This is a genomic window from Corynebacterium glutamicum ATCC 13032, assembly GCF_000011325.1.
In the GTDB taxonomy this organism is placed as follows: Bacteria; Actinomycetota; Actinomycetes; order Mycobacteriales; family Mycobacteriaceae; genus Corynebacterium; species Corynebacterium glutamicum.
This window is the reverse complement of the sequence record NC_003450.3, coordinates 1,085,477-1,109,771: the sequence shown is the minus strand read 5'-3', so window position 1 is coordinate 1,109,771 and position 24,295 is coordinate 1,085,477. Positions and strand designations below refer to the sequence as shown.

Below are 24,295 nucleotides of genomic sequence, written 5' to 3'. Positions count from 1 at the left end.
CGTCGACAAGCAATTTAAGCCCAGCCCTTAAGCTGCTGCGCCGAGGTGGCAGCCAGCCATTTTTGCCAGAGCGGACCGAAGGTCACGCGGCGCACGCCAAGGCCTGCGAGGGTGGCCAGATCGCCTGCGCCGTGCCCATCAACCGGGTGCGCGGTGATGTTGACCGGCACTGACACAGCGTCCACCAGGCGCTCAACCTGCTCGGCGGTGCTCAGACCCACGGGGTACACCGAACGCGCGCCTGCCTGTTCCATGAGCTTGATGCGCTTGATGGCCTCCACCATCGGATCTTCAAAAACGTCTGCACCAAGTTTGACGGCATCCGTGCGACCGTTGATCACCACATCTACACCTGCCACATCGGCAGCTTGACGTGCCGCAGCGATGTAATCAGCGTGCTCCTGCGCCTCACGAACACGCTTACCCTCGCTGTGCACAACATCTTCCACATTGATGCCCACTGCGCCAGCTTCCAAAATCTGTGCGATCAAATCCGCAGGCGAGAGACCATAACCGGATTCCACATCAACGCTTACGGGGATGGATACCGCCGAGGTGATCTTCTTGACCACCGCCATATAATCTGCAAAATTCATGTTTTCACCATCGGAGCTTCCTGTCGCATCCGCGACTGGGTGGCTACCAATGGTCAGGCCACTAAATCCTGCTTCTTCTACGAGCCCCGCGCTCCAGGTATCCCAGACGGTAGGCAGGACCAGCAGCTTTCCGGATTCATGATCGCTAGCAAATTTCGTGGCAAGTGACTTCAGGTCAGACATAACATGCTCCTAAATAAAGTGTGAAGTTGTGCTAATTTGCTTGGAACTAATCAGAGTATTTCAAGCACCTGCCCGCCAGCCTACTCAAACAAGTGGCCAAGGGAATTGACGATGCGATTTCGCCTGCGGAAGGAACGGTAACCTGCTGATTCTTGAGGCACGGCGCTGCAGCGCATCAATTTCTGCGGGATGAAGAAGCTGATGAAGTTCTTCCGGGACGTCCTCCAAAAGCTGCTCAACATCTGTCACCAAGTCATCTGGAATGGTGCAGCCTGCGAAATCCCAAATCACCGTGCGCAGCTTCGGTTCGACGGAAAAACACAACCCGTGATCGATGCCCCAAATATGATCGCCGTCTAACAACACATGGCCCGCTTTCCGGTCAGTGTTGTTGCACAACAGATCAAACACAGCCATGCGGACAAACTGCGGATGCAGGTCAGCGCGGGTGTCAAACAGTGGAAAATAGTGTTCGCCATTGTTTTCAATAAACCACTGCACCGAGCCCACACCAGCCGGGGCATCGTGCATGATCACCGTTGGAGGCACGATGTTCCAACCCAAAAACTCACTGATCACAAAGGCTGCACGTTCACGTTTGTACAGGCCAGGAGGGAAATCCCACAGGGGTTGCTCCCCCAATTCCGGTTTGTAGACCGCCCACCCATAATCGCCATCTAATTCAAGATCGACGATGAATCCGATGTTGCTTGATTCCACCAACTGCTGGACAATACCCAGTTCCCCCTCGTTGAGCAGCTTCAGCTCGCGCTCAAATGGTGAGGTGATCATGGTTGCGGAGCTTTCGGAAGTTTGTCTCGAAGGTATCCCAACGATCCTGTTCTGGAATTTGTCAGCAGCATATGGGAGGAGACGCCTGAAGATTTCCCGGTAAATTCCACTGCGGAAATTGACGCCGTGTCGATGAAAATGCGCTGAAAAGAATCCAGTGGAGTGCCTACAAAATGAGCCACCGCAGCCTTGATCGTGTCGGCATGACTAAACGCAGCAACGATTTCTCCCGGATGCTGCTGCGCAATGTTGCCGATAGCCTCCACCATCCGATCCTGCATTTCCACGAAACTCTCACCACCTGGAAACCTGAAGGTAGACGGTGTCTTCTGCACCGCTTTCCACTCCTCTAGGGCATTGAGCTCAGTTAGTTTCCGGCCCGTCCACTCGCCGAAATCGCATTCAATAAGCCCAGGTTCCACCGTCAACTCGAGGCCATGAGCGCTGACCGTCGGTGCTGCTGTTTCCTGCGCACGCTCCATCGGCGATGAATACACAGCGGTAATCGGCACCTCCGCCAGACGCTGTGCCACCTCCCGCGCCTGCTCTTCACCCTTATCAGACAGGTGTAAACCCGGCGTCTGACCAGGCAGAACCTGACCAGTTGTTGGGGTTTGCCCATGCCGAATGAGTAAAACCACAGTGGATTGAGTCTTTTCGGCAGCTGCGTGTGAACCCGGCTTCATGACATGCAGCATACCTGTGCGAAAAATTCCTGACCGCCCACTTAAAAAAAGGTCTAGGGTGTGGGGTGTGAGTCTTCCACCAAATGTACAAACTGTCGGTGAGCTGAAGGCCGCCGGCCACATCTACCGACCTTTGCGCGTAGAAATCCGCGACAACCTCCTAGCCAAACTTCGCAGCGGCGAAGATCCGTGGCCAGGCCTGCACGGCCTGAACTACACGGTCATCCCGCAGCTTGAACGCGCGCTCATCGCCGGCCACGACATCGTGCTGCTCGGCGAACGCGGCCAGGGTAAAACCCGCCTGCTCCGCACGTTAATAACGCTTCTCGACGAGTGGTCCCCGATCATTCCCGGGCGCGACGTTCCAGAACACCCTCTTGCGCCAAACGTAGAGATCTCCGATGATCAGCCCATTGAATGGGTACACCGCGATGCGCGCTATACCGAGAAACTTGCCACCCCAGATACTTCCGTGGCTGATCTTATCGGTGATGTTGACCCAATGCGTGTTGCTGAAGGCCGCAGCCTCGGTGATCTAGAAACCATTCACTACGGTCTGATTCCTCGCGCCAACCGTGGCATCGTGGCGATCAACGAGCTTCCTGACCTCGCTGAACGCATCCAGGTTGCCATGCTCAACGTCATGGAGGAACGTGATGTGCAGATTCGTGGCTACAACATTCGTTTGGACTTGGATGTGCTGGTTGTTGCCTCAGCCAACCCTGAGGATTACACCAACCGTGGCCGAATTATCACTCCGCTCAAAGACCGCTTCGGTGCAGAAATCCGCACCCACTACCCACTTGAGTTGGACGATGAAGTGGCAATTATCCGCCAGGAAGCAGAGCTTGTTGCGCAAGTCCCTGATATCTTGGTTGAAATTCTTGCCCGCTACACCCGAGCGCTTCGTGAATCCTCATCGGTGAATCAGCGTTCTGGTGTGTCTGCTCGTTTCTCCATTGCAGGTGCAGAAACTGTGGCCGCAGCAGCTCTTCGACGCGCAGCAGTGTTCGGCGAAGATGAGGCCGTTGCCCGCCTGGTTGATTTGGAAGCAGCCGTGGAAGTCCTCGGCGGCAAGATTGAATTTGAATCCGGCGAAGAAGGACGCGAATGGGAAATCCTTGATTATCTCCTGCGCACCGCAACCGCAGAAGCGCTGCGTTCCACTCTGCGCTCGCTGGATCTCACCCCGCTCATCGCAGCATTAGACGGCAGCATCACCGTTTCCACTGGCACGAACATCACCGCGTCAGAATTTTTGGCTTCGCTCCCCGAACTCGGCGAAAGCACGCTATATGACGACATCGCTCAAGCTTTTGGTGCCACCACACCAAGTACTCGCGCGATGGCCATTGAGCTTGCTTTGGAAGGTCTTTACCTTTCCCGAAAAATTGCCAAGGATTCTGGCGAAGGTGAAACCATTTACGGTTAACTGGTTTTAAGGAGCACCACAGCCATGGCCACTTCACATTCACGACCCCGCCGCAGCCGTTACGGACGCTACACCGGAGGCCCAGATCCGCTGGCACCTCCAGTGGATCTCAGCGATGCCCTGCGCGATATTGCTGATGATGTCATGGCTGGTTATTCCCCTGAGCAGGCACTACGTGAATACCTGCGCAGAGGCGCCCGAGGACAGGAAGGCCTCGATGATCTAGCCTGGCGTGCAGCCGAACGCCGCCGAGAATTACTTAGCCGAAACAACCTCGGTGGCACACTCGCTGAGGTTCGCAAGCTTCTCGATGAAGGCCTCAAGCTGGAACGCGCTCAACTGGCCCGCGATATCGATATGGATGACACCGATCGAGCATTCCGCGAAATGCAGATCAGCAACCTCCCTGAATCCACCGCCGCTGCCGTTTCCGAGCTAAATTCCTACGATTGGCAATCCCAAGAAGCACGCCAAAAGTTTGAACAAATCCGTGACCTGCTTGGCCGTGAAATGTTAGATCAGCAATTCTCCGGCATGAAACAAGCCATGGAAGGTGCCTCCGACGAGGACAAAGCAGCCATCGCCGAAATGCTGCGCGATCTCAACGACCTGCTCTCCAAACACCGCGAGGGAACGGACACTCCCACCGATTTCGCCAATTTTATGGCCAAACACGGCGAGCACTTCCCCGAGCAGCCGCGCGACATCAATGAGCTCATCGATGCCCTCGCAGCCCGTTCCGCCGCAGCCAGTCGCATGTTCAACTCCATATCAGAGGAACAACGCCGCGAACTCATGAAACTATCTGCCCAAGCTTTCGGATCCCCAGAGCTGCAGGAATTGCTCGGTGACCTGGCTGGAAACCTCCAAGGTCTGCGCCCCGACCTCAACTGGGATGGCTCCGAACAATTCTCCGGCGACGAAGGCATGGGACTTGGTGATGGCACCGGCGCCATGCAGGACCTCGCCGAACTCGACAACCTTGCTGAACAACTGAGCAACTCCCACACCGACCTCGACATTGATGCGATTCGCCGCCAACTCGGCGATGACGCCGCTGTCTCTGCCGAAACTTTGGCCAAACTGGAGCGCGCGCTCCGCGACAGCGGCCTTCTTCGCCGCAACCCCGATGGCTCATTGAAGCTCAGCCCCCAGGCCATGCGCCGTCTAGGGAAAGCGCTTCTCGACGCCGCCAGCGAACAATTATCGTCCCGCCCAGGCTCGCGAGACTCCCGGTTGGCAGGAGCAAACGGTGAAGCGACGGGAGCATCCCGACCTTATGTTTTCGGAGACACCCAACCATGGGATGTCACCCGCACCATCACCAATGCTCTGCAGCGAACAGCCGGAACAGATACGGAAGGTCCGCTGCGCATCAACTTAGATGATGTGGAAGTCATTGAAACTGAAGCCCGCACCCTCAACGCCGTGGCACTGCTAGTAGACACCAGTTATTCCATGGCTGCCGAAGGCCGCTGGGTGCCCATGAAGCAAACAGCGCTTGCCCTCCACCACCTGGTATCCACCCGGTTTAGAGGAGATGAACTAGCACTAATCACTTTTGGTCGACATGCCCAAAACATGGACATCGAGGAACTGACTGCACTGCCACCGGTTCACGAACAAGGAACTAATCTCCACCACGCATTACTGCTGGCAGAACGGTTCTTTGCTCGCCATCCCTCCATGAAAGCAAGCCTGCTCATTGTCACAGATGGCGAACCCACAGCTCACCTCGAAGCCGATGGACACGCCTGGTTCAACTGGCCCACTGACCCAGAAACCATGTTCAAGACCGTCACCCAACTAGATAAAGTAACCAAGCGAGGAACCCACACCACACTCTTCCGACTGGGACATGATCAAGGATTAGAGCACTTTCTCAACCAACTAGCCGACCGTGTTGGCGGCACCGTGGTGGCTCCCGATCTGGACGGACTCGGCGCCGCAGTCGTGGGCGAGTATTTACGACACCGCTACTGAGCATTGGACGTTTTCGCCTTAGCCAGGCCAGCAAGAACCATGAGTGATTTGTGGGTATTGCTGCCTGGCTTACCAGTCCACACAACAACACTCTGCTCAGAATCATAGGGGTCTAACAAAGTGTCCCAATCAACGGTTAAACCTGGCAATATTTGGAGTCCATCTCATCCTCATAGGCGTGCTGCTGTGCCTATCCCTTAAGGTTCCTACGATCATCGGCACCCTAGCGGTCATCACAGGCATAGGATATTTAGTCGATGCAGTGGCAGTGCTCCTAGGCTCCCCAAATCCTGGCATTTCTGAGTTCACATTCGTGGGCGAAGTGGTTCTGTTTATCTGGCTGATCTACTCCGGAGTTACCGTTCCGAAGGAGGAAAGGCCATGCTAACGAGACTTTAACCGTTACTATGTAGGACTACGACTCTGGATTTTCACGCTTTGCTCACAGGTATCTGCGAATCAAAAAACGAGCAACACGGGAACAAAATAGATTCCGTGGTGAGGTTGATGACAACAGCAACTGTGTTGAAAGTGTCTAAAAATCCGAATGTTTATCTCTAGTGGCGTCAGGATTAATCAGAGTTAATTGGTTGATCCCATATGTCTTCATACTGTTGCGCGACTAGTGGCCAAATGATCTCGCGGACATCCTCTAGTGTGTTGATACCCTCCGCAAACTGCCCACGAAGAACAAAATCATGCGGTATGGTCCGACCGACGTTGTCGGTGCGATCGAGCGGGTCGTCAATGCGAGCAGCTGTGAATTCTGGACTCGTCCGAATAAATTCTCTTTCCCACTCCCGATTTTCAAAAGCTTTCGTATAGGTAGGAAGTGGATCACTTTCGGCACCGTCGGCGAGGAATCGGAAACCCCAATTTTTTCCACGGGTCGCCCACATAATAGTCATGCGAAATCCCAAACAAGAATCTTATCGGTTTGAGCTTGTTTAAGTCTGCTGGTGAAATCAGCGGTGAGAGCTTTGAGGAACTCCCGCTTCTCAATAGCCACTCCACGCACATTATGAAGTTGTTCTTCAGGCTGATCAAGCATTTCCATCACAAGTTCGGCAAAAACTAGCATAGCCAGCCCCTTTTTGTTGTCGATGAACTTGTTACTAGCCATTTTGAAGATGATCTTCATGCCATTCTTGACAAATTCATTTCCAACAAGTCTGTTCGCCAAGTTAATTGGCAAAACTCTCAGCTCCTGCCACCAGAGCTGGTGCTGGATCGGCAGAACACAAGCCAGAGGTAGGAGCACATCGACGCCCTTGCGCTGGCTGAGATCAGTATGTCCCGGGAGTGAATTTCGCTGATGATAAAAGTAGGAAGTCTTTTCCAAATGAGAAGGCTTCATCATTATCGATAAATTCGAGCAGCTTTGAACGCAGTTCATTGATTTCATTGCCTGCCTTTTTAATTAGCAGATTTTCGAATTCTGTAACCGTGAGATCCGGCTATAAATCAGCTTTAGACAAAGCAATCACCCAGATGCGAGGGAACTGTTGGAGCGGTGTACCATCCTCCAAAATCGCCTCTTTGATTTGGCTCAAGGATTCAGTGAAGCTATCAAAAAGGTACGTAAGATAGCGCTCCTCATCATCGGCATAGTCATGAAGCCTTTGCCCATCAACCAAAAAGAGTGCTACGTCTGAACCCAACAGGTTTCTAAAAGTATTGATCTTGTCCTGTTTTTCTGATTCCGTCGTGGCCCCTCCCTCGAACCACTCGCCAGGATAATCATTCCAGGTCACCCGGACCTGATCTGCCTTCCGTGCTTCTTTAATCGGAACACCTTTTTGTTTCAGAGAAAAGACTGTATTTTTTGACTCAAATCGATTCGCAGGTGGGAAAAGCGAATCATCTCTCATTCCCAGATACAGTCTCATCAATTCTGTGTGTCGATCATCTTCGGCAGAGATCTCGAATAATTTCACGTCCTCTTGCGAGGATTCCCGTGCGGTACCATAAAAAGAGCACAATAATGCAGTTTTTCCGCTTCCCGATTGCCCAAACAGTGCGATTTGCTGATCTACCGTTTTGTTTATGCACCTCATGTTAGCTGTAAACTAAAGCTCAGCGCGCGCTAATCGCTAATGCGGTCCTATGTTTTGAACCTCGATTTATTGCTGCACAATCAATAAAACGTGTGCAGAGCTGGCCAGACTCTGTTATCTGATTGAAGAGTTCTCCCGCTGGTTAGCTACTGCAGAACTTGAATCTCTCGAAGGTCAAGATGCTTGAGATTTTAGATTCCGGTGGCTGGGATGGAGTGATTTGAACCTAGAGTTCAGAATACTGTGAAAATCTATTGATTCATTTCGAAGGGAAACTAAACATGGCTGAAGGCCGTATTTCGCAGATGATCATTGACGTTGTAATCCTCATTAAAGAGATGAAATCCAACAAGTTGATTCATGACTAAGTCCGCCAACCAGGCAGCTTAAAGTTCCAAAATTTCTTTCGGAACGCCTTCTGGATAGTTTCCAAAACGATCGCGAAACTCCACGGAATACCCCTTGACTGCAGTGGGGAGTGTGGCGAAAATGTACTCCTCCCCCACGGATTCAATGAAACCTGCAGGCTCGAGGCTTCGGCGTAGATCTTGCTTCACCCGGGCCATCGCAAATCGGATACCCCGTTCCTCCAGGGTTTTGCGAAGTGCTTCCATGGCATCGACGGCCGTGAGATCAACTTCCGTATTCGCTTCAGCATTCAGTAAAAACCAATGCACGGGTTGAGTTGCTTCATCAACGGCTTCGATGGCACGTTTGGAAAAATCATCAGCGTTGGCGAAAAACAGTGGGGAATCGTATCTAAAAACCACGAGCCCTTCGACTGCTGTCGACTCAGGATAATCCTCCAAGCTGTGCATTCCAGCCATGCCCGGCGTATATCCTAGGACATCGGCATAAGGTCGGGTAATACGTCTGATGAGATCCAAGATGGACAACGTAACCGCAACGCCGATCCCCGCGAGCACGCCAGAAGCCACAACGGATGCAGCAGTAGCCGCTGTGATGACCAACTCGCTCTTGCGGAAACGTGCGATCCTTTTGATCTCTGCGATATCAATCAACTGCGTTGCTGCATAAATAACTAAGGCGCCAAGTGCCGCATCTGGGAAAGACTCGAGCACAGGACCAGCAAACAACAGCACCATGATCACCAGCGCCACCACGACAAGTGAATGCACCTGAGTGCGAGCACCTGCCGTGTCTCCAAGAACAGTTCGGGAGCCACTCGATGACACAGGAAATCCCTGGAAGAACCCATTCGCCAGGTTTGCGGTTCCCAGTGCGAGCAGCTCCTGGTTGGAATCAATCACCTCATCTTTTCCCGACGCGAATGCACGAGCAGTCAACACATTGTCTGAAAAACCAACGATGGCAATACCCACGGCATAGGGCAACAACGACCAGATCTCTAGATCGCCAATCGAGGGAATACTTGGTTGAGGCAGGCCACGGGGCACCTCACCAATGACCTCAAGACCAAACCTATCCAGATGAAAAAACCCCACCGCGGCTGCCGAAAGCAGAAGAACCATGAGTGTGCTGGGAAATTTAGGCGTCAACCAATTTGCCAGATACAGCAAGCTCAACACCACGACTGCCAAAATCACTGTAGGAATATGTGCCTGGCCAGCTACTTTGATAAACGATATTATTTCCTGCCACGTCTGACCGCTCTCCACATTCACCTGGGTGACTTTGGACAGCTGACTGACGATCATCAAGACTGCAATACCGATCAAATATCCAACGAGCACCGGTCGAGACAACAGCCTGGTAAGAAATCCCAATCGGCCAATAAAACCAACAGCGCATACAATGCCCACTGCAATAGCCAATAGTGCCGCTACTTCTGCGTATCGTTCAGGCCCGCCAGCTGCCCCGACTAAAGCTCCCACACCTGCAGCCGTCATCAGAGCGGTGGTTGATTCAGGACCAACCGAGAGATTTCGAGACGTGCCCAAGAAAAAGTACAGCGCCATGGGAGCCAGAACTCCCCACAGACCAACGACAGCTGGCAGCCCCGCAATGACGGCATAAGCCATGACTTGTGGAACCAAGTACGCGGCCACGGTTATACCCGCGATGACATCACCCTTCAACCAGGATCGTTGATAGCCCCGCATCGCGGTTATCCCCGGTACAAAGCGCGCCCACTTAATACTCATGCTTTTAAAGATACTCGGATAAAGGCACAAAAAGGCTCTTTAAGAAGTTTTGCTAATACCAGGGTAAACAGCCACTCCCAGGGCAATTGAAACACGGATTAGATGGATTGAGGGAACATCCCAAACCCAAAGAACCTAGGAGAACATTATGAGTGAGACAGTTTTAGTCATAGGAGCAACAGGAAGCATAGGCCGACATGTTGTCTCGGAAGCACTTAACCAGGGATACCAAGTTAAGGCATTTGTCCGTAGCAAGTCCCGTGCACGGGTGCTTCCAGCTGAGGCAGAGATTATCGTAGGAGACCTGCTTGATCCTTCCTCGATTGAGAAAGCTGTAAAAGGCGTCGAGGGAATCATTTTCACTCACGGCACCTCCACTCGTAAAAGCGATGTGCGGGATGTTGATTACACCGGCGTTGCCAACACGTTGAAGGCAGTCAAGGGAAAAGATGTAAAAATTGTGCTGATGACCGCCGTTGGAACGACCCGCCCAGGTGTGGCTTATGCCGAGTGGAAGCGACATGGCGAGCAACTTGTTCGAGCTAGCGGACACGGTTACACCATTGTTCGCCCTGGTTGGTTTGATTACAACAACGATGACGAGCGTCAGATCGTCATGCTTCAAGGCGACACCAATCAGTCGGGTGGCCCAGCCGATGGCGTGATTGCGCGTGATCAAATCGCGCGAGTTTTGGTTAGCAGTTTGAATGATGCAAAAGCACGAAACAAAACCTTCGAGCTTTCTGCCACTTATGGACCTGCCCAAGGAAAGCCTGACCGCAACTTTTGCAGCACTTCGGGCTGACGATACCGATGATATTGACGGCATCCTCGATTCCAATATCGTTCCTGTGGAATCCACTGCCCCACTATTCCAAACAGATCTAGCCAGCGTTTCTGCCTAGCGCCTAGGCCCTGCAGCTGAAGGTGGCGTCGAGAAGCATGCTTTTCGACGCCCACCTTCATGTGTTTTCTGCCTCGCTATTACTTGGTGTAAATGTCCTTTGCGATGCGGAACGCAGCCCAAGCCTTTGGCCAACCTGCATAAAAGGCCACGTGGGTGATGATCTCTGCGATTTCTTCAGCAGTGACACCGTTGTCTTTGGCTCGCTGAACGTGGCTTTCAAAAGCACTATCCAGCACGCCACTTGCCATCAACATTGTCACGATCACGATGCTTCGGTCACGTGGGGAAAGCTCTGATTCCCTCGACCACACCTGGCCAAAGAGGACATCATCGTTGAGTTCAGCGGACTTAGGTGCAAACTCTCCTAGGATGTCACGACCTGCGGTTACTTTTTGTCCCATGATAAAAATCTTTCTACTTGCCGGAATACACAGGAAAACCGCTGTGCTCGCCATAATCGCGGGCGGTCACTTCTTGAAGTGCCGCCATGTCTTCCTCGGAAATTTCAAAGTCGATCTGCGCATTGGAGCTCATATGATCTGGGTTGGCAGTCTTTGGCAAAGACACCGTTCCCAGTTGAATTGTGTACCGAATGCATAGCTGCGGAATGCTCACGTTGTACTTGTCAGCAATCGCCTTGACCTGCTGGTTCTTCAGCATCTCTCCGTGGGCGATGGGTGAATATGCTTCGACCAGAATGCCCTTGGAATCGCAGAAACTGATTAACTCGCTTGGGGTGTTTCCAACATGCACAAGAAGCTGATTAACGTGAGGAGCAACCGTCGCGGAGTCTAAGATATTCTCCAGATCGGCCTCCAGGAAGTTCGAGACACCAATGGATCGAATCTTTCCGGCTTTGTAGGCATCTTCCAGCGCGCGCCACGCTTCACGGTTTCCCTCTGAATAGTCCCCACCACGGAAATCACTCCATGGTTGTGGGGAGTGAATGAGCATCAGATCGACATAATCCAAGCCAATTTTCGCCAAAGACTCATCAATCGCGGCGACTGCTCCATCGTAATCTTTGATTTCTGCAGCTAGCTTGGTGGAAATAAAGAGCTCCTCGCGGGGCACTCCAGCGGTGCGAATGCCTTCGCCAACGCCGCGCTCGTTTCCATACGCTAGGGCAGTATCAATGTTTCGGTATCCTGCAACAATAGCTGCGCGTACCGCCTGGGCAGCCTCGCTGTCATCGATAAACTGAGAGGTTGCCACCATGCGTCCACATAGCCGACTACAGCAGCATAAATGGATATTCACATCCCAACACTGCTATTTTTCTAAGCCTTAAAAACGGTGAGGTGATGAATTTTAGGTCGCCAATATGCAGCCGTTGTTGCGGTGAACTCTTTGAAATGCGGCGACGTCACCTCATCCAAGGCTCGAATGTAATCGGGAACAATCTCCCTCGGAAGCCGCAACCCCATAGTTAAGTGAGGAACCCAACGTTGCCCACGCCCGTTCGGATTAAGTGCGCTAATATTCCTCGCAACTTCCTCTAGTTCTTCAGATGTTTCCAACAGCCACGCCACGGTTTGTTTTCGCTTGGTTCCAAATACCACTGTTCCAACGCGCGCGAATCTGGCTGGCATCACAGGTGGAAGCAGCTCCGAGGCTCGCTGCACAACATCGTCTGGCATCGAGGGAGAAAAAGTAATAGTGATGTGTGGTTTTTGATTCTGGACGGGAAACCCTTGCTCCTCCAGACCAGCAAACACCTCCCGCACCTGCTGTTCTTCCTTTTCGGGAAGATACAAGAGAATATTCTCTGGCGACGCCACCTTCTGATCACTTCCTTGTCCTTGAGGCTGCTTACACTCTACTTATTGTAGAAATGGGAGGGTCGTGGCGTCGAAAAGCAAACATCTTTTAACGCTTTTGGCCCGTATTATGGTGGCATGGCTTTCCCCGTGACAGAAGACAAAATCCTGGCAGCTGAGGAAACCCTTGGCAGGCGCCTCCCCGAAACTTTGCGCGAACGACTACTTCAAAACAATGGTGGCGAAGTCATCGACAATGAAAACAACGACTGGATTCTCCATCCAGTTCGTGATGACAGCGACCGAAAAAGGCTTGTCCGAACTGCCAACGACATCATCCGCGAGACCGAATCTGCACGTGAATGGGACAATTTCCCCGAAAATGCGATCGCAATTGCAAATGACGGAACGGGCGACTTAATAATTCTGCTTCCCGACGATGATGCTTTCTACATCTGGTCGCACGAAGATGAACCCCTGATCGAAACTGAACTTGAGGATGCCTAAAACAGCTGGACAGAATTCGACTTGGAACGAGCCAATTCCATCACACCTTGGAGGTCACGCCACATTAACCACCCAAGATTTCGGTCGCACGCTAACCTTGCATTCTTCAAACAGCGGCACGAAGTTCGAGCTGTAGCACAACGGCACTATCTTCGAACATTACGAGCTTCTTGTCCGCACAGATGACGAGCCGATCATTGTCATCGCGAAGGCGACTGACACCGACGAAGAAATCACGGTTTTCGACGGCGGGAAACACGGCTACGACAACATGTTCGTCGATGAACATGACCAAGCAATGCTTGATGCCAGAAATCCAAATATCCTCTACGAACGCAATGGTCACACAGTTTTCAAACTCGAAATCGCCTTATTCGACAACATCGATTGTAACGCCTCGACATCGACCGTATGAGTATCGCAGCAACCGCGAAAGCCCTCGGTCTAGGCTGGGATCTCACCTGCCAACTAGCCCTAGATATGTGCCACGAACTCATCTACTACGACCCCACCCACCTAGAAATTGTGCACGTTATTGGCGTCGATGAGCACAAATGATCTCATAACCGATTAAAACATGGTGATGGCTATGTCACCGTCATTGTTAATATGACCAGCCTTCCACCGCGATGCCACGTCCCCAGCGAGGTTGCTTGATGTAGTCGAAGGCCGCAGTGCTGATGCGTTGCGGGCGTGGCTTGCACGCCGAAGCCCAGCATTTCGACACCAAGTACGCATTGTAACTATGGATGGATTCCAAGGCTATGCCACAACCAGCAAACAACTTCTGCCCGCCGCACGCCGAGTCATGGATCCTTTCCACGTGGTACTCCTCGCCGGCGATAAACTCACCCGATGCCGACAACGTTTGCAGCAGGAAAAATACCACCGGCGGGGTTTGCATGATGACCCGTTGTATAAGAACCGGAAAACCTTGCTGACCACGCAAAAATGGTTGAGTAAGAAAAAGCAAAGCGTCTTGATGAGTTGTTTAGCTTTGATAAAGACTACGCGGCACTGCAACTGATGTGGCAGGCGTATCAAGGCATTATTGACTGATACAACATGGCCGATAAACGCCGCGCAAAGACCATGATGCGCGAGATTGTTGACCAGATGCGGCTACTGAAAGGACAAGCGAATCGAGAACTTGCACAACTAGGCCGCAGCCTACACAAACGCCTCGGTGACATCCTGGCGTATTTCGATGTCGGAATCTCTAACGGACCCGTAGAAGCAATCAACGGACGACTCGAACACCTCCGCGGAATCGCCCTAGGATTTCGCAACCTCAACCACTACATCCTGCACTGTCTCATCCACTCCGGACAACTCACCCACAAAATCAACGCACTCTAAAACCGGAAGAGCCCGATTGCGCCCGAAGTCACGTGCACTTTCCCGGAACCTACAAGTAGCGCTTGTCGCACGACCTGCTCAGCTAGCGCGCCCACCGACGTCAGAACGAGATCCTTGCCGTGTGCTACTTCGACCACACTGCCGCTGTCTGCGATGAGCTTGGGCAGTTGGTCGTCATACAGCTCAATTCCCAAAGTCCCATGCGCAATGTGTGGGGAGACAGCACGGGTAAACGCCTCGACTCCAAACTCTCCCTCGTCGAAGAGCGTAACAAGTTGGCGACCAATCGCGCCAAACCCAAGCAGCAAAAATTTCAGTGCCGAAGTAGCCATCTCAACCCTCTAATGGACTCAATCTACTGCTTGCTACCTAGTCGAACGACGACCTCAAATTGAAGGAACGAGGTACCTGAATTATCGTCGGGAGTTGCCTAAACAATGGTTGAAGCCGTGCGCATTCGTTATCCGCCCTAATCCTTCTTCTCAGACTTCTTCCTTTTCGGTTCTTCAACGTCTGGATAAATGCTGCGTGTCTCAGCACGCTCATAATTCCGCGGTAAGTAGTCAGTGACATAAATCTTCGGCAGCGTCTTGGCAATAGCAAGAACCACATAGATTGTTGTGTTAATCGCGACGAAAGCAGCAAGTGCTGCGAACCAGTCGGTATGGAGAATCTCTTCTGAAAAGATCATCGGCGTTCCTCCCCTTCATCGTTAATTTCGGCAGCTGCATCGGCTACCTGCATTGTCTTGTCACCATGCTCACCCCAGTGAGCTTGCTTGGCCAATAGAATATCCACAACGCCTTTGAGAAATACCAGGTTGAGATAGCTGGCGTAGATGAGCTCTGGGATTAATAACGCAGCAACAAACCTGGCAAACCATGTGGATCTCCACACCGTTAGCACGCGTTCAATCATGAACAACAGTCCCAGCAGCATCCAGAATGGATACCAGATCCATTGATCGCGGGCGAGAAACGTAATGATAATGACTGCGAAATAGGCGACCAAGGCTAATGCGCCGTAACCGATTCCCAGCTGCTGGAACCAATACCGTGTCGTTTGTGGTGTGATGCCATAAGCACCGAGGTTTTCCAGCGCACCGCGTTGCCATCGAAGCCTTTGATGCCATAATTCTCTCCAAGTCGGCATCACTTCTGTCACTACTGAGCACTCATTGGGTGACACCATAAGCCCTCCGAGTGATTTCAAAGCCAGGGTCAACTCATTATCTTCGGTCAACGCCGCGGTGTCATAAACATCGCCTTTACGTCCGGGGATCAATGTCCCGCGTGATTCCGCTACTGTCCGCAGGCCGCGTGGCCGAAAAGCCGACGCTGTTCCAGTCAAAACAAACACACGTCCGCGGCGTCGATAGATGTCACGGCTATAACGGGTGTATTCGTTGCGCTGATATTGGCCAAGCCATCCGGAGCCTGACTCACCGTAGAACAATCCGCCCACGGCCATTAGAGCGCGATCAGACTCAAAGCGGCGCCGTGCTTCCTTGAGGAAACCTTGATCAAGTGCTGTATCAGCGTCAACGATCATCACAATGTCATTCTCCCCCAATGTGGGAAGCATCCGGCTCAAAGCCTGATTGAGTCCTCCGGCCTTCTTAAACTTATTATTGACTGTTTCCAAGACCTCCACTCCCTCAGCACGGGCTAATTCCGTAGTTTCATCAGTGCAATTATCGGCAACTACAACGATGCGTTCTGGAGGCTCATGTTGTGATTTCAATGCCTGAATTGTTCCAGTAATTCTTTCCGCCTCATTGTGTGCTGGCACGAGCACGTTAATGGTAATCGGTCCATGAAATACCCCTCGGGTTTCTGCCATCACAATCTTCGGCGCTAATGGCACTCTTTCGCCGTCTACGGAGCTTCGGTAGCGGTTGGTTACGGTTCGTTCCACTGTGGCAGCGATAAAGACGAAAATTAATGCAACGATAATCGCAGCAACCAATACCCTGACTGGTGGAATATAGTCATCAAAGAGCACTTTCCACCTATCAAAGACTTCGGTTTCTTTGGCACCCGGTGATGCTGGATCAGACAGGGTAACTGCAAGCCATAGCAACAATATTCCCATCCCGGCGATGCCAAGGACGCCGATACCGATGACTCTTGCGATTGGAAAGCTCTTCTTTTTCATATTCTTCCTACCCCCAGGTAGCGGTTTGGTTCGTCTCGAGATAAGTAGCTATAAATTCATCAATCGGCTTAGATTTACCAATATGGAAACCCTGGGCGTACGTTACGCCTATCTCTCGTACCGCCTCCAAAATCTCCTTGCTTGAAACAAACTCGGCGACAGTTTCCATCTCCTCATCCTTAGCAAGTTGAGCAATAGATTCGACGATGCTTCGGTCCACGCGGTTGGTGACCATACCTTCTATGAATTCACCTGCAATCTTCAGCACGCTAAAGTCGAACTTCTTTAGATATTGATAAGGCTCATGTCCTGCGCCAAAGTCATCGATTACGATGTGGAAGCCAAAATCTTTCAACATCTGCACAAACTCTTTTGCCGCGTCAATGTCTTCAATCGGAGCGGTCTCAGTAATCTCAAACCTAATTGATCCCCTTGGCAGATCGCGAGCTCTAAATTCGGCTCTTAGTTCCTCCCGTATTTTCGCCGAGCTCAGAGAATAGCCCGACAGATTCAAAGCGAGGCTGAAAGTCGGACACACAGCTCTCAGCCTCTCAATATGATTAATTCCTTCTCTCATGACTGCGATATCAAGCTTCGGGGCTAGCCCGGCCTGTTCAACCGACTGAACAAACTGCCCCGTAGGAACATCGGTGCCATCCAAGTTGATTCGGAGCAGACCTTCGGCTGCACCCACCCGACCTGTTTCAAGTTCTAGGATCGGCTGCAGCTCGAGGCGAATAGAATGTGACTCCAGGATCTCCGAAAGTTCCTCAACTGAGAATGCGGGCTTAGCTGAGCGGACAATGGTGTTTTCAGCTCTGCGCACCGCAACCCGATTTCTACCTGCGTGCTTAGCATCGTAAAGCAGCTGATCAGCAAGAATGAATGGATTCACACCTTGGGCACGAGCATCAGAAAAGAGCGTCCCGCCGATACTTACTGACACCCGCGATAACACTTTTCCTCGGCCTTTGAAGTGCTGATTGACCAACTCAATAATTCTTATACCGATTGCTTCAGCGCCATCCCTGTCTGTGTCAGGCAAAACAATAACGAATTCATCGCCGCCGATGCGTCCGACAATGTCGGAATCCCTCACGCTGTCTTTGAGGATCTCAGCAAACTCAATAAGCAACTGGTCACCAGCCTCATGGCCGAGGGAATCATTAACTTCCTTGAAGTAATCCAGATCCAAAAGCAACAATGCACTATCGGTCGAATCGCGTTCATTCTTGAGGATAAGCTCTTCGATATCAGATTCCAGCCGCCTGCGATTGACCAATCCTGTCAGGGAGTCATGATCCGCCAAATGCTCCACAAGCTCGATGAGTTCTTGGCGCTCGGTTACATCGACAACATTAACGAGTAAAGTTCCGATTCTGCCTCCAACATTGCCCATCGAGCTAAATGACATAGCAACGTTTTTCTGTTTACCTCTCAATGTTTCGAGCGAACGATCTAAGTGCACAACGGCTTCTGGGTCCGACAGAACAGGGGTCACGTATTCCATGGTTCCCTCCTCTACTCCGAAATCCTCTAGATTTCGTCCTAGGAGTCGAACAGGAGTCGTTCCCACCAAGTCACCAAAGGATCGATTCGCCATTACGATTTCTCCCGAAGGGTCCAGCATGGCAATCCCTTGAGGGGCTTTTTCAAATAGCAGCCGCGATTCTTCATATGCAAGCGTCAATTGTTGCATCGTGTAATACTCATTAGTACTGTCATGCCAAATCACGAGCGCATGACCCGGTTCAGTTTCTCCACGCAGATACATCGGTGAGGCACTAATTTCGAAGATTCGACGCGCCAAGTCCGGATCTTCTCCCAGTACTTCACCTAACTTGGCTAATACTCCTTCGACACCTTGTCCACGCAAGGCCATACTGCTCGGACTTTCTTTCTCATCCATGGGTTCACCGTCTATATTCTGTAGTTTCGGCATGGAATAATGCCCATCCGGTGATTGCTTGACGAAATTTTTCGCGCCTGCGTTAACAGGAAATGCTGTTCCATTTTTGTTTACGATAAAAAGCGCATCAGGAAGGGTCTTCGCTACCACCTCTAGCTCTTCAACCAGTGCTGATGTCTGCTGGACTGTCGTTGACACAACTAGCGACAACAAGATACACATCAGAACAAAAAGCTGAATTGTCGTTGCCTGCACCAGTATGGATTCATCCGTAATCGCAAAAGATCCGGTACCTAATAGGAAATACAGAATTACGACTATTGCTGAAGTAAACACCGCATGAAGAACGGCTAAAAGCACTGGAAGACGGGTTGCACTCCAATACAATGGCAACATTGCCAAGTAGACCGTCGGAAGATCCACAGCAAATCCGAAAATGAGCGCCAGCACTCCGACCGTAGCTATGATAACAACTGCGAACTCGCGCCATGCTGATCGGTGAATATTTAGTACCAGCGGCGTCGAAAGTGCAATTCCGGGCCCGGCAACCACAATAATGCCAGTCAAGTCACGAAGGGCCATCGTCAGATAAAGGGTGAATGAATACGGCAAATCTGCCAGTGCATAAGCAAGAATCACAATCAATTTGGATATTGCGACCATGACAATGCCCGCGACGAGGAGCCGGAATACATCGCCTGGAAGGCGAATATGGGAGAAGGGTGCGAATGCATGCCGTTTACGCAACAGTTCTGGCAATTGCGCATTTTCCATGAATGCCATAACCAGTGCAACGCCAGGACCTGCGATAGCGTGCGCAATTCCTGCCAGAATCACTCCCCTGAGGGAGGTTTCCGCAAAAAAGTGCAGGTATATGGCTGGGACTAGAAACACGTATCCACAAATCAGGGCGAAGTTTTTCCAGCTTCTGCAGGTCACGGCCCACCACACAGCGATTCCCACTGATGGCCACACAATTGCGACTAACGAATCGCCGTATACCAGTGAGTATGAGCCAATTACAGCAATCAAATACGCGAACGCAAAGACAATCTGACGCAACAAAGCAACCAGCAGTGAACTGTCTCGATACAACAAGGGGTCACTGGAATTGGCAAGTAGCCAACGACTGGTCGTATTCACAGCAATCGTCATCCTTCACGGAGAATAGGGCTTTTACAATGTGAATCAGGCTGTCATATAAATCTTATCCTTTTAAAGTATTCTTTTGGGCCTGCCCATTACGTTGTTAGCAGTTCCACCCCAGGGCACCGAAGATTCATAGTCCGTCCACCCGAGAGGGCGGACTATGTTTATGTCCGTTCCCGCCGTCCGAAAGGACAGTGGAACTAGTCGCTGGCTTCGGTATGGTTTATTCCTGTCCCTGTCTGAAAATGATCCGGGGGGTGATGCCGCCGAAGACAGTGACATACTCAAACTGCTAATAGGAACCTGACCCGGCCCAGGAGGCACGAGGTCTCACAGTAATGTGGATGCCAGCACAAGTATGTCCGACCACCCCAGCGATGAAGCGTAAATAATCCAACTCCCTACTCATCGCTAGGAGGCACAGACTCATGGCCTATGACTTCGTCATTGGAATGGACGTCGGCAAATACTTCCACCACGCCTGCGTCCTCGATCCCCAGGGCAGACAAGTCCTATCCAAACGCATCAACCAACACGAAGGCTCGCTACGCAAGCTCTTCGACAAATTCCTGGCCAATGACGCCGAGGTCCTTGTCGTCGTCGATCAGCCCAACAACATCGGCAGGCTAACCGTCGCAGTCGCCCAAGCAATGGGAGCCGACGTTCGCTACCTCCCCGGGCTTGCCATGCGACAACTTTCACGTATCCACGTCGGCAACTCCAAGACCGATGTACGGGACGCTTATGTCATCGCCCATGCCGGCCTCAACCTTCCGGATGCCCTGCGTAGCGTCGACCGCGTTGAGGAAGTCTTCCTCCAGCTGAAAGTCCTCAACGGTATCGACGAAGACCTCGCCCGCGCCTACACACGCCTGATCAACCAGATGCAATCCGCGCTCGTGGGCACCTACCCCGCATTCGAACATGTCCTGCGTGGGCAGATGATTCACCGCAAGTGGATTCTCCACCTTCTGGCGAAATACGGTGGCCCCACCAAGATTCGACGCGTCGGCAAAGCACGGCTGGCAGCTTTCGCACGTGGTCACAGGGCACGTAATCCTGAGCCAGTTATCGATGCCATGCTTGCTGCGATCCACGGCCAGACGGTATCCATCGCCGGCGCAGAATACGCGGAACTTGGCGTAGCAATGTCCGCCAAAGATGCACTAGCCAAGCTGGAGCACCGCAAAGAGATTGAAGGCCAGGTACTCGAGCTGATCCAGGACATTCCTCAGACCGAGATTCTCTTGTCCATGCCCGGCATCGGCCCACGTAGCGCCGCGCAAATCCTTATGACCGTCGGCGATATGTCCGACTTTCCCGATGCAGCGCACCTGGCGTCCTATGCAGGCCTGTCGCCGCAGACAAATCAGTCGGGAACGTCGATCATGTCGAATTCGCCCAACCGGGCCGGCAACAAGAAATTGAAGAACGCCCTATGGCAGTCGTCTTTTGCATCGATCAGATTCCACGAGCGTTCCCGGCAATTCTATGAACGAAAACGCAACGAAGGCAAAAGACACAACGCCGCAGTCGTCGCGCTCGCACGCCGACGCCTCAACGTCCTCTTCGCCATGATGCGCAGCGGAGAGCTCTACAGAGACATCCCCACAGCCCAGGAGGCCGCAGCGGCCTAGCCCCTACAAGCCCCGAAGCCGATTGTGCAGGAAGCCCAATCGGCTCTTCAGCATGCCCGAAAACAACATCCGCAGCGTGAAGCAGAACCCCTTCACACCCCCAGCAACCTCACCCACGGAGTTGACAACCTATATAGGAACACCCCCCGGAAAGTGGACACAGGGGTTTTAGTGGCTCTTCCGGTTTTAGAGTGCACTCTAAAACCGGAAGAGCCATCACTCGGCTTCACCGTCTACGGTGCTGCCCGCAGGACAGAGCGCCCCCAAAAGCTCGCTTCAGACGGGATCCACCCCCTCGAGATGGACGTCACCGATGACAATCGATGAAGGCCGTCGCCAGTTCGAGGTCAATGTATTCGGCGCGATGGCCCTCACCCGACTCGTCCTGCCCCACATGCAGAAACAAAAGTGGGGGACGATCGTGAACATCACATCGATGGGCGGGAAGATCTACACGCCTCTCGGCGGCTGGTATCACGGCACCAAGTTCGCCCTCGAGGCCCTCTCGGACGCCCTCCGCCTGGAGGTCGCCCCATTCGGCATCGACGTTGTTGTCATCGAACCGGGCGGCATCGCCACCGAGTGGGGAGGAATCGCTGCCGACAATCTCGACGCAGTGTCGAAAGACAGCGCATACAAGCGCCAGGCTGACGCAGTATCGAAGTCGTTGCGATCTGAGGCGAACAGCAACCGCAACTCACCACCGTCGGTTGTCGCCGATGCGATTGGAAAGGCCGTGACGGCACGTCACCCCAAGACCCGCTATGCCATCGGCTTCGGTGCCAAACCGCTGATTGCCTCGCGCAACATCCTCACCGATCGCCAGTTCGACCCAGTGATCACTCGAGCGACTGGCGTCCCCCGCGACTGACCACTCTTCTGCGCCCGTCACACGTTGAACTTGAACTCCACCGAGTTCCGGCGGATACCAACCTCTAACCTCAGCCAACTTTTGGACCGAGGCCTCCCCGCAACTACGCTGAACCAGTGACTCCGCCAAATACCCAACGCCGCCGCTTCCGCCGCAAGCGGCCTGCTGACATCGATCTCATGGCCGACATGCTCGGGGATCCTGAAGTGATGCGTTTCTACCCCTCCGCGAAAACACGCGAGCAGGCAGCCAGGTGGATCACTTGGAATGAAGAGAACTACGCGGAGCACGGCTACGGCCTATGGATCGTCGAGACGATCCACGGCGAGTTCGTTGGCGACTGCGGCCTCACGTGGCAAGAGGTGAATGGCGCACCCAAGCTCGAGGTCGGCTACCACGTCGTCACCGCAAGGCAGGGCCTCGGTTACGCGACCGAAGCCGCCATTGCATGCCGCGACTACGCACGCGACGTTGTAGGCTCACCCGAGTTGGTCGCCATCATCCACCCCGAGAACGAAGCTTCGGAACGCGTCGCCCGAAAGCTCGGTATGCATCGACTGGCAGACGACCATGGCGGAAACATTCCCGTCCGGACGGTTCTCGGGATGACGTTTGAGTAGTAGCGAACTGAGAACACCAGCGCCGGCTCCTTTCAGGGGCCGACGCTTGTGCAAGAGGTTGAACCGGAACGCGACTAGACGTTAAACCGAAACTCCACCGAGTTCCGACACCGAAAACCGCTACGCATTGATCGACCGAGCCAGAATCGCCTGCTGAACCGGCATGAGATGACGCTTGAACGAGTACCCGACGAACGCCGGATGCTCGATCGCATCGGCGCTCACTTCGCGCCCGCGGATGAACGGCGGGCAGGGCGCGAGCCGCACTCCACGGGGCGCGCGATCCAACAACGCAGCGGTCACACGATACGGCTCGAGTAACTCCGCATGTCTACCTGGCCCATCCGTCAGCACGACATCCGCTGATGCAATTGCATGCGGCAGGTTCTCCTCCCACGGCATCCCGACGACACGCAGCTCTTCAGGACAACTCTGCCGCATCTCGAGGCCGAACGCTTGGGCCGCCTCCCACCAGGCCCTGGCGATGTTGCCATCGCCACCGACAAACAGGTACCGCAGGGCCGAAATGTCATGGTGACGAGACAGCGCATACAAGTCCGAGAGGACTTCGCACGGATGGTTCTCACTCGTCATCGCGTTGATCACGGGCGCTGCATCCGCTGACGCCAACCGCTGAAGCGCCGTCAATTGCGGGTGTCGGACGACAACGACATCAGCCCACTGCGAGAGATAGCCGACGACGTCGACGAGATCTTCGTCCTTGTCCAGGCTGTCTGACGGGAACGTGATCGGCTGGAGTCCCATTGCCGTTGCCCCACGCTCGAATGAGAGCCGTGTACGCAAACTCGTCGGCGGGAAGAACATCGCCGCGGCACCATCGAATCGTGGCCCACCGCCAGCTTCATACTGCTCCGCGAGCTCGAATAATGCCTCAAGCTCGCCTCTGTTCCAGTCTGCCAGGGAGAGCAGATGTTTTCTGGCCACCGAGCTCACGCGACCTTCAGCGGCGTGATCTGTGCGTAAGTCGCTGCACCGGCGTCGCGATCGAGCTCCAACTCGTACTGAGTCTGAAGGCTCAGCCAGAACTGCGGGTCGATACCGAAGTACCGCCCGAGACGCAGAGCCGTATCGGCCGTGATGGATCGCTTGCCGTGCACGATCTCGTTGATGCGTCGCGGAGGCACCCCGATCGATACGGCGACCTTGTTCTGTGTGAGGCCGAAGCCCTTGATGAAGTCCTCCATGAGAATCTCACCAGGGTGAATCGGCGGGTAGAGCTTCTGAGCCATCGTCTCCTCCTCAGTGATAATCCACGATCTCGACGTTTTCGGGGCCCGAGTCGTTCCAACGGAAGCAGATCCGCCACTGGTCGTTGACTCGAATGCTGTACTGACCGACTCGATCACCCTCGAGCGTTTCCAGGCGATTCCCCGGAGTCACACGCAGAGCATCGAGGGTCGTCGCCGCGTCCAGCAGATGCAGCTTCCGATTCGCCACTTTGTGTATTCGCGGATCGACGCGTTTCGCACCTTCACGCAACCAGACCAACTCGGTGTCGCGGTCGGCGAACGATCTGATCACGAGACCAGCGTATAACGAGGAG

At 53.1% G+C, this 24,295-nt stretch carries 27 protein-coding genes and 1 pseudogene; 9 read left to right on the top strand and 19 right to left on the bottom strand.

What is annotated here, in order from left to right; all coding sequences use genetic code 11:
• Window positions 1-14 precede the first annotated feature (14 nt).
• From CGL_RS05285 to CGL_RS05275, 3 genes are all read right to left on the bottom strand, one after another.
• Window positions 15-779, bottom strand: coding sequence for an isocitrate lyase/PEP mutase family protein (locus tag CGL_RS05285; protein ID WP_011014088.1), 765 nt, complete (start codon window positions 777-779; stop codon window positions 15-17).
• 84 nt (window positions 780-863) lie between these two features.
• Complete coding sequence (locus CGL_RS05280) at window positions 864-1,571, bottom strand: SCO1664 family protein (RefSeq protein WP_011014087.1); 708 nt, start codon at window positions 1,569-1,571, stop codon at window positions 864-866.
• Entirely contained in the window at window positions 1,568-2,269 is a 702-nt protein-coding gene (locus CGL_RS05275) for a histidine phosphatase family protein (RefSeq protein WP_011014086.1), read from the bottom strand. Before CGL_RS05275 ends, CGL_RS05280 begins: the two co-directional genes overlap by 4 nt.
• A 55-nt stretch (window positions 2,270-2,324) precedes the next feature.
• Here CGL_RS05275 and CGL_RS05270 point away from each other — a divergent pair, with 55 nt between their 5' ends.
• Window positions 2,325-3,689, top strand: coding sequence for an AAA family ATPase (locus CGL_RS05270; protein ID WP_020948549.1), 1,365 nt, complete (start codon window positions 2,325-2,327; stop codon window positions 3,687-3,689).
• A gap of 24 nt (window positions 3,690-3,713) precedes the next feature.
• Entirely contained in the window at window positions 3,714-5,672 is a 1,959-nt protein-coding gene (locus CGL_RS05265) for a VWA domain-containing protein (RefSeq protein ID WP_011014084.1), read from the top strand.
• Here the strand turns inward: CGL_RS05265 and CGL_RS15435 are convergent.
• Window positions 5,666-5,821, bottom strand: coding sequence for a hypothetical protein (locus CGL_RS15435; protein WP_011014083.1), 156 nt, complete (start codon window positions 5,819-5,821; stop codon window positions 5,666-5,668). The genes CGL_RS05265 and CGL_RS15435 overlap by 7 nt on opposite strands.
• Window positions 5,822-5,850: 29 nt before the next feature.
• Here CGL_RS15435 and CGL_RS05260 point away from each other — a divergent pair, with 29 nt between their 5' ends.
• Window positions 5,851-6,060: a hypothetical protein gene (locus CGL_RS05260; RefSeq protein WP_041625415.1), complete on the top strand. Its 210-nt coding sequence runs from the start codon at window positions 5,851-5,853 to the stop codon at window positions 6,058-6,060.
• Window positions 6,061-6,244: 184 nt separating this feature from the next.
• Here CGL_RS05260 and CGL_RS05255 read toward each other — a convergent pair whose 3' ends face one another.
• The 4 genes from CGL_RS05255 to CGL_RS05240 form a co-directional block, all read right to left on the bottom strand.
• The gene (locus CGL_RS05255) at window positions 6,245-6,580 is read right to left on the bottom strand and encodes a hypothetical protein (protein ID WP_011014082.1); all 336 of its coding nucleotides are present in this window, start codon (window positions 6,578-6,580) and stop codon (window positions 6,245-6,247) included.
• Complete coding sequence (locus CGL_RS05250) at window positions 6,577-7,032, bottom strand: hypothetical protein (protein WP_227747746.1); 456 nt, start codon at window positions 7,030-7,032, stop codon at window positions 6,577-6,579. The genes CGL_RS05255 and CGL_RS05250 overlap by 4 nt, the downstream gene beginning before the upstream one ends.
• Before the next feature lie 97 nt (window positions 7,033-7,129).
• Complete coding sequence (locus CGL_RS05245; protein WP_227747745.1) at window positions 7,130-7,609, bottom strand: hypothetical protein; 480 nt, start codon at window positions 7,607-7,609, stop codon at window positions 7,130-7,132.
• A gap of 506 nt (window positions 7,610-8,115) precedes the next feature.
• Window positions 8,116-9,813, bottom strand: a complete 1,698-nt coding sequence (locus CGL_RS05240; protein ID WP_011265677.1) for a SulP family inorganic anion transporter — start codon at window positions 9,811-9,813, stop codon at window positions 8,116-8,118.
• A 190-nt stretch (window positions 9,814-10,003) separates the two neighbouring features.
• On the opposite strand from CGL_RS05240, the gene CGL_RS05235 reads away from it, so the two are divergent.
• On the top strand, window positions 10,004-10,660 hold the full coding sequence (locus CGL_RS05235; protein ID WP_011014078.1) for an SDR family oxidoreductase: 657 nt from the start codon (window positions 10,004-10,006) through the stop codon (window positions 10,658-10,660).
• Between the two features lie 179 nt (window positions 10,661-10,839).
• Here the strand turns inward: CGL_RS05235 and CGL_RS05230 are convergent, their stop codons facing one another.
• From CGL_RS05230 to CGL_RS05220, 3 genes are all read right to left on the bottom strand, one after another.
• Window positions 10,840-11,163, bottom strand: a complete 324-nt coding sequence (locus CGL_RS05230) for a carboxymuconolactone decarboxylase family protein (protein WP_011014077.1) — start codon at window positions 11,161-11,163, stop codon at window positions 10,840-10,842.
• Window positions 11,164-11,176: 13 nt separating this feature from the next.
• Window positions 11,177-11,980 carry an aldo/keto reductase gene (locus CGL_RS05225; protein ID WP_011014076.1) on the bottom strand — a complete coding sequence of 268 codons (804 nt, stop codon included), beginning with the start codon at window positions 11,978-11,980 and terminating at the stop codon, window positions 11,177-11,179.
• 62 nt (window positions 11,981-12,042) lie between these two features.
• Complete coding sequence (locus CGL_RS05220; RefSeq protein WP_011014075.1) at window positions 12,043-12,543, bottom strand: 2'-5' RNA ligase family protein; 501 nt, start codon at window positions 12,541-12,543, stop codon at window positions 12,043-12,045.
• 117 nt (window positions 12,544-12,660) lie between these two features.
• Between CGL_RS05220 and CGL_RS05215 the strand changes: the two genes are divergently transcribed.
• Window positions 12,661-13,029: an SMI1/KNR4 family protein gene (locus tag CGL_RS05215; RefSeq protein ID WP_011014074.1), complete on the top strand. Its 369-nt coding sequence runs from the start codon at window positions 12,661-12,663 to the stop codon at window positions 13,027-13,029.
• Between the two features lie 106 nt (window positions 13,030-13,135).
• Here the strand turns inward: CGL_RS05215 and CGL_RS05210 are convergent, their stop codons facing one another.
• On the bottom strand, window positions 13,136-13,375 hold the full coding sequence (locus CGL_RS05210) for a hypothetical protein (protein ID WP_041625411.1): 240 nt from the start codon (window positions 13,373-13,375) through the stop codon (window positions 13,136-13,138).
• Window positions 13,376-13,422: 47 nt separating this feature from the next.
• Between CGL_RS05210 and CGL_RS05205 the strand changes: the two are divergent.
• Window positions 13,423-14,388: pseudogene (locus CGL_RS05205) on the top strand (ISL3 family transposase); the annotation flags it as partial.
• On the opposite strand, the gene CGL_RS05200 reads toward CGL_RS05205, so the two are convergent.
• The 4 genes from CGL_RS05200 to CGL_RS05185 all read right to left on the bottom strand — a co-directional run bounded on the left by CGL_RS05200 (window position 14,385) and on the right by CGL_RS05185 (window position 19,597).
• Window positions 14,385-14,720: a hypothetical protein gene (locus CGL_RS05200; protein ID WP_011014070.1), complete on the bottom strand. Its 336-nt coding sequence runs from the start codon at window positions 14,718-14,720 to the stop codon at window positions 14,385-14,387. The pseudogene CGL_RS05205 and the gene CGL_RS05200 overlap by 4 nt on opposite strands.
• A 137-nt stretch (window positions 14,721-14,857) precedes the next feature.
• Complete coding sequence (locus tag CGL_RS05195) at window positions 14,858-15,079, bottom strand: hypothetical protein (protein ID WP_011014069.1); 222 nt, start codon at window positions 15,077-15,079, stop codon at window positions 14,858-14,860.
• Window positions 15,076-16,545: a glycosyltransferase family 2 protein gene (locus tag CGL_RS05190; RefSeq protein WP_011014068.1), complete on the bottom strand. Its 1,470-nt coding sequence runs from the start codon at window positions 16,543-16,545 to the stop codon at window positions 15,076-15,078. Before CGL_RS05190 ends, CGL_RS05195 begins: the two co-directional genes overlap by 4 nt.
• A 7-nt stretch (window positions 16,546-16,552) precedes the next feature.
• Entirely contained in the window at window positions 16,553-19,597 is a 3,045-nt protein-coding gene (locus CGL_RS05185; RefSeq protein WP_172820732.1) for an EAL domain-containing protein, read from the bottom strand.
• Window positions 19,598-20,031: 434 nt separating this feature from the next.
• Between CGL_RS05185 and CGL_RS05180 the strand changes: the two genes are divergently transcribed.
• The 3 genes from CGL_RS05180 to CGL_RS05170 all read left to right on the top strand — a co-directional run bounded on the left by CGL_RS05180 (window position 20,032) and on the right by CGL_RS05170 (window position 22,731).
• Window positions 20,032-21,240 (top strand): IS110 family transposase, encoded by a 1,209-nt coding sequence (locus CGL_RS05180; protein WP_011014066.1) that lies wholly within the window; start codon window positions 20,032-20,034, stop codon window positions 21,238-21,240.
• A 313-nt stretch (window positions 21,241-21,553) separates the two neighbouring features.
• The gene (locus CGL_RS05175; RefSeq protein ID WP_011014065.1) at window positions 21,554-22,111 is read left to right on the top strand and encodes an SDR family NAD(P)-dependent oxidoreductase; all 558 of its coding nucleotides are present in this window, start codon (window positions 21,554-21,556) and stop codon (window positions 22,109-22,111) included.
• A gap of 116 nt (window positions 22,112-22,227) precedes the next feature.
• The gene (locus CGL_RS05170; protein WP_011014064.1) at window positions 22,228-22,731 is read left to right on the top strand and encodes a GNAT family N-acetyltransferase; all 504 of its coding nucleotides are present in this window, start codon (window positions 22,228-22,230) and stop codon (window positions 22,729-22,731) included.
• A 120-nt stretch (window positions 22,732-22,851) separates the two neighbouring features.
• Here CGL_RS05170 and CGL_RS05165 read toward each other — a convergent pair whose 3' ends face one another.
• The 3 genes from CGL_RS05165 to CGL_RS05155 are packed head-to-tail and all read right to left on the bottom strand — an operon-like array spanning window position 22,852 to window position 24,273.
• Entirely contained in the window at window positions 22,852-23,685 is an 834-nt protein-coding gene (locus CGL_RS05165) for an ornithine carbamoyltransferase (RefSeq protein ID WP_011265673.1), read from the bottom strand.
• Window positions 23,682-23,981 carry a HigA family addiction module antitoxin gene (locus CGL_RS05160; protein ID WP_011014062.1) on the bottom strand — a complete coding sequence of 100 codons (300 nt, stop codon included), beginning with the start codon at window positions 23,979-23,981 and terminating at the stop codon, window positions 23,682-23,684. Before CGL_RS05160 ends, CGL_RS05165 begins: the two co-directional genes overlap by 4 nt.
• 10 nt (window positions 23,982-23,991) lie before the next feature.
• Window positions 23,992-24,273 (bottom strand): type II toxin-antitoxin system RelE/ParE family toxin, encoded by a 282-nt coding sequence (locus tag CGL_RS05155; protein WP_011265672.1) that lies wholly within the window; start codon window positions 24,271-24,273, stop codon window positions 23,992-23,994.
• Window positions 24,274-24,295 lie beyond the last annotated feature (22 nt).

Bases quoted from the DNA above. Each gene is read 5' to 3' on its own strand.
- CGL_RS05285 (WP_011014088.1), bottom strand. From the start codon at position 779: ATGTCTGACCTGAAGTCACTTGCCACGAAATTTGCTAGCGATCATGAA.
- CGL_RS05280 (WP_011014087.1), bottom strand. From the start codon at position 1,571: ATGATCACCTCACCATTTGAGCGCGAGCTGAAGCTGCTCAACGAGGGG.
- CGL_RS05275 (WP_011014086.1), bottom strand. From the start codon at position 2,269: ATGCTGCATGTCATGAAGCCGGGTTCACACGCAGCTGCCGAAAAGACT.
- CGL_RS05265 (WP_011014084.1), top strand. From the start codon at position 3,714: ATGGCCACTTCACATTCACGACCCCGCCGCAGCCGTTACGGACGCTAC.
- CGL_RS05255 (WP_011014082.1), bottom strand. From the start codon at position 6,580: ATGACTATTATGTGGGCGACCCGTGGAAAAAATTGGGGTTTCCGATTC.
- CGL_RS05250 (WP_227747746.1), bottom strand. From the start codon at position 7,032: ATGATGAAGCCTTCTCATTTGGAAAAGACTTCCTACTTTTATCATCAG.
- CGL_RS05240 (WP_011265677.1), bottom strand. From the start codon at position 9,813: ATGCGGGGCTATCAACGATCCTGGTTGAAGGGTGATGTCATCGCGGGT.
- CGL_RS05235 (WP_011014078.1), top strand. From the start codon at position 10,004: ATGAGTGAGACAGTTTTAGTCATAGGAGCAACAGGAAGCATAGGCCGA.
- CGL_RS05230 (WP_011014077.1), bottom strand. From the start codon at position 11,163: ATGGGACAAAAAGTAACCGCAGGTCGTGACATCCTAGGAGAGTTTGCA.
- CGL_RS05225 (WP_011014076.1), bottom strand. From the start codon at position 11,980: ATGGTGGCAACCTCTCAGTTTATCGATGACAGCGAGGCTGCCCAGGCG.
- CGL_RS05215 (WP_011014074.1), top strand. From the start codon at position 12,661: ATGGCTTTCCCCGTGACAGAAGACAAAATCCTGGCAGCTGAGGAAACC.
- CGL_RS05200 (WP_011014070.1), bottom strand. From the start codon at position 14,720: ATGGCTACTTCGGCACTGAAATTTTTGCTGCTTGGGTTTGGCGCGATT.
- CGL_RS05195 (WP_011014069.1), bottom strand. From the start codon at position 15,079: ATGATCTTTTCAGAAGAGATTCTCCATACCGACTGGTTCGCAGCACTT.
- CGL_RS05190 (WP_011014068.1), bottom strand. From the start codon at position 16,545: ATGAAAAAGAAGAGCTTTCCAATCGCAAGAGTCATCGGTATCGGCGTC.
- CGL_RS05180 (WP_011014066.1), top strand. From the start codon at position 20,032: ATGGCCTATGACTTCGTCATTGGAATGGACGTCGGCAAATACTTCCAC.
- CGL_RS05175 (WP_011014065.1), top strand. From the start codon at position 21,554: ATGACAATCGATGAAGGCCGTCGCCAGTTCGAGGTCAATGTATTCGGC.
- CGL_RS05160 (WP_011014062.1), bottom strand. From the start codon at position 23,981: ATGGCTCAGAAGCTCTACCCGCCGATTCACCCTGGTGAGATTCTCATG.